General features: G+C 72.7%; 3 protein-coding genes. 1 reads left to right on the plus strand and 2 read right to left on the minus strand.

The annotated features are described in order from the left end of the window. Together CWC38_RS11470 and sepH are read right to left on the minus strand one after the other, a co-directional pair. Nucleotides 1-235, minus strand: a 235-nt coding sequence (locus CWC38_RS11470; protein ID WP_206059908.1) for a hypothetical protein, incomplete at its 3' end; no start/stop codon positions are given. Nucleotides 236-369: 134 nt separating this feature from the next. Next, the gene (gene sepH / locus CWC38_RS11475) at nucleotides 370-1767 is read right to left on the minus strand and encodes a septation protein SepH (protein ID WP_121846844.1); all 1398 of its coding nucleotides are present in this window, start codon (nucleotides 1765-1767) and stop codon (nucleotides 370-372) included. Nucleotides 1768-2156: 389 nt separating this feature from the next. Here sepH and CWC38_RS11480 point away from each other — a divergent pair, with 389 nt between their 5' ends. Continuing rightward, nucleotides 2157-2456 carry a DUF4193 domain-containing protein gene (locus CWC38_RS11480; protein ID WP_110920878.1) on the plus strand — a complete coding sequence of 100 codons (300 nt, stop codon included), beginning with the start codon at nucleotides 2157-2159 and terminating at the stop codon, nucleotides 2454-2456. Nucleotides 2457-2677 lie beyond the last annotated feature (221 nt).

Raw genomic sequence — 2677 nt, forward strand, 5'->3', positions numbered from 1 at the left:
GGCTGGGCGTGGCCGACGGCGTCGCGGTGGCGAAGTCCGCCGGGGCGGGCTCGTCGGAACCGCCCGACAGACCGGTGAACGCCACGGCACCCACACCGGCGAGCACGAGCAGCGCGGCACCGCCCAGCGCCGCGGGCGCGAGGTAGCGGCGTGCACCTGTCCCCGGCTCGGAGGTCGTGGCCCCGGTGGGTTGCGAGTCGTCGCCGAATAGATCGTCCTGAATGGAGTTGCCCATGCACTGTTCCCTAAAGATCGCCCGTGAACGCGCGCGGCCGGGCAATGCTCTCCCCTGATCCCGGCCTGCTCACGAGACTGTACCGCGTGCCGTGGGAATCTCCCACTGCAGCACGTGGCTCCGTGGAGCGGGCCTCACGAACGGTTCGCGCCGAAAACGATGTCGTCCCAGCTGGGGACCGAGGACCGCTTGGCCTTGGGGGTGCGGCCGCGGGGCCCGGCAGGCGTGGCTGCGGAGTCGCCCTCGCCATCCTGACCGTCACTCCCTGCTGCGCCCGTGTGCTCAGGGGTCGTCTCCCCGCCCGATCCGGCCGTTGCCGAAGTCTCTGCAGGGTCCGCGCGGTCGGCCTCGCCGTCCGCACCCGCCGGGTCCTGCCGCGCCTGCTCGGCGCGCCCACGCAACGGGGTCACGGACGAGTGCGGCTCGCTCTGGCCGCCCCGGGAGTCGTCCTCGGTGTCATGCTCCGTCTCCGTGACGTCCACCCAGGGCTGCGGGGCGTCGGTGTGGACGGTGCCCTCCGGGGCGTCGTCGTGCTGGGCGGCGGGGGTGCCGGTTCCGGAACCCTGACCGGCCACCGGCGTGGAATCGTCCACGATCTCGATCCCGTCCTGCTGCAGCGCCTGTGCCTCGGCCACCTGCGAGGCGGCGGGCTGGATCGGGCGGTCGAAGACGGGGGAATCCACCGGTGCGTCGATGGGGCGGGGACGCTGCTCCACCTGGCCCATTCCGCGTCCGAGGATCTCCGCGAGACGGTCGTCGCCGTCCTCGTCGGTCCCGAGACGCCGGCCGCGGCGCGACTGCAGCACGTCCAGCAGCTCGTCCGCCTGGCTCGCCTCGTGCTGCAGCTGCCGCAGCTGCGGGCTCGGTGCGCTCACCGGCGCCGCCGGGGCCGCGGCGCCGAGGGGGCCCGTCTCCCGGGGTTCCTCGCCGAGCGCGTGGGCCCACTCGTTCTCGGGCCGCACGGAGCGGGTGACCGGGTTGTAGCTCCACTGCGCCGGGCCCTCGGAGCCGGGTCCGGCGGCGTCGTGGTCCGTCACGGTGAAGCTCAGCTGGACGGTCCACAGGTGGTCCTCGCGCAGCCAGGCATCCCAGTCGAACGAGGCGCGGTCCACCCCGAGGCGCGGGGCGCGCTCGGAGACCGTCTCCTCCAGGGTCTTGGGCTCGCCCTCGAAGACGGAGCGGTAGCCGTCGTGCGAGGGGTTCGTGCCGGACACCGTGACCCGGCACGCCTCCGTCACCATGTGGGAACGCTCGGCGAGGATGGGCCACTCGTAGCGCTTCACGCGCTCGGGCTCCCACCCGGACTCGGCGACGACGTCGTCCACGCTGGCACCGGCGCGGAACCGGGCCTGGATGTCGCGCGGACCGAAGGAGGATGCGCCGCGGCCACGGGCCGGAGGCTTGCGGCGCGTGTGCTGGATCGTCTGCCGCAGCTGCTGGTCGATCTTCAGCCGGTACCGAGTGGAATCGGGGGTCTCCACGATGAGGTGCTCACCGTCGTCGTGCACTGCCACCAGGCGCAACTGCTCCATGCTGTCCTTCCCTCACCGGCGCGCCGCCCACGTGTCCCGTGGGGCGCGACCGCGCGTACGTGGCGCCAGTCTACTGGCAGGCCCCGGCAGGGACCGCAGGAGTGGGGACGGGGGCGTGCCGCGGCATCGCAGGAGGAGCAGCAGGCCGGCCGGGATTCGCCGCGCGCGGGGCCGAGGACCACCGCCGGAAACCGCAGGAGACCGGGAACGAAGTGCGTGCCGCGAGGTGTGCAGCACACGGCCGTGTGCCCTGTGAGAGAACTCCCCTGGGGGTACTGGCTTTTTCCGCCCCCATGGTGAACAATCTACGCGACACGGCCCCGGGGGAGATCGCCCGGGAACCGTTTCTCACAGCGATCTCGTGAAGACCGGTTGGAGCGGATAGACACATGGCCACAGACTACGACGCGCCGCGCAAGCAGGACGAGGACCTCAAGGAAGACTCCATCGAGGAGCTCCAGTCCCGGCGGTCGGACCACCAGTCCGGAAGCGTTGACGAGGACGAGGCCACCGCGGCCGAGAGCTTCGAGCTGCCCGGCGCGGACCTCTCCAACGAGGAGCTCTCCGTGGTGGTGCTCCCCGCGCAGGACGACGAGTTCACGTGCGGCTCGTGCTTCCTCGTGCGCCACCGTTCGCAGCTCGCCGAGGAGCGCAACGGTGTGAAGTACTGCCACGAGTGCCTGGGCTGATCCCGCAGGCACCACGACGACGGGCGGTCACCCTGGTGGGGTGACCGCCCGTCGTCGTCTGCGGCCCCGCTGTCCCGCCCCTTCGCCCTGCGGCACTGCACGGCGCGCCCGGCAGGCCCGGGAGGGCGCGGGGGAGGCGCTGCGGGGTGTCTCAGCGCGGTGCGGAGCTGACGGCGCGCCGCTGTCCCTCGTTGATCGCCCGCGCGAGCTCGTCCGGGTGG

This window comes from Kocuria tytonicola, assembly GCF_003687455.1.
Taxonomy (GTDB): Bacteria; Actinomycetota; Actinomycetes; order Actinomycetales; family Micrococcaceae; genus Kocuria; species Kocuria tytonicola.

What these genes read in the sequence shown, in the direction of transcription:
- sepH (WP_121846844.1), bottom strand. Translation starts at nt 1,767, where the DNA reads ATGGAGCAGTTGCGCCTGGTGGCAGTGCACGACGACGGTGAGCACCTC.
- CWC38_RS11480 (WP_110920878.1), top strand. Translation starts at nt 2,157, where the DNA reads ATGGCCACAGACTACGACGCGCCGCGCAAGCAGGACGAGGACCTCAAG.